This window comes from Microbacterium sp. P5_E9 (assembly GCF_054049175.1).
Window position 1 is genome coordinate 1 of sequence record NZ_JBFUMV010000055.1, and the last position, 753, is coordinate 753.

Annotated in this window: 1 protein-coding gene; it reads right to left on the bottom strand. The window is 62.0% G+C overall.

Annotated elements, in window-relative coordinates:
* Positions 1-684 (bottom strand): electron transfer flavoprotein subunit beta/FixA family protein (locus tag ACXJ3V_RS20180; RefSeq protein WP_457102140.1); only part of this gene is annotated, 684 nt, incomplete at its 3' end.
* Positions 685-753 lie beyond the last annotated feature (69 nt).

Genomic DNA, 753 nt, shown 5'->3' on the forward strand with positions numbered 1-753 from the left:
GCGGCRATGATCGAGGRGCGCTTCTGGGCACTCTTGAGCTTGTTGCGCGCGGTCGTGTGCAGCGAGCTCCTCGGGCTTCACSGTGTCGAGCWGCTTCTTCTTSGCCTTCATGATGWTSGGCARRGTSACRTAGCGYGGCTCGTTCAGGCGCAGGTCGGTGGTGATSACYGCGGGMAGCGASAGSGMGATGGTYTCCAKSCCGCCGTCSACTTCRCGCGTGACSTTGACCTTGTCGCCGTCGATCTCRACCTTSGARGCGAAGGTGGCCTGCGGCAGGTCGGCCAGCGCCGCCAGCATCTGGCCGGTCTGGTTGGCGTCGTCGTCGATCGCCTGCTTGCCCAGGATGATCAACTGCGGCTGCTCCTTGTCGACCAAGGCCTTGAGCAGCTTGGCCACGGCCAGCGGCTGCAGTTCTTCGGTCGTCTCGACCAGGATGCCGCGGTCGGCACCGATCGCCATCGCGGTGCGCAGGGTCTCCTGGCACTTCGCATCACCGCAGGATACGGCGATGATTTCAGTAGCAGYGCCCTTCTCCTTCAGGCGCACYGCCTCTTCGACSGCGATCTCGTCGAAGGGGTTCATGCTCATCTTCACGTTGGCGATATCGACACCAGTGCCGTCGCTCTTCACGCGCACCTTGACGTTGTAGTCGACGACCCGCTTGACGGGGACCAGTATCTTCATTGCTGTTGCCTCTGTGGTTGGACTAATCTGCCGCGAGTTCCTTGACCAGTGGTGCGAAGGACTTGATCT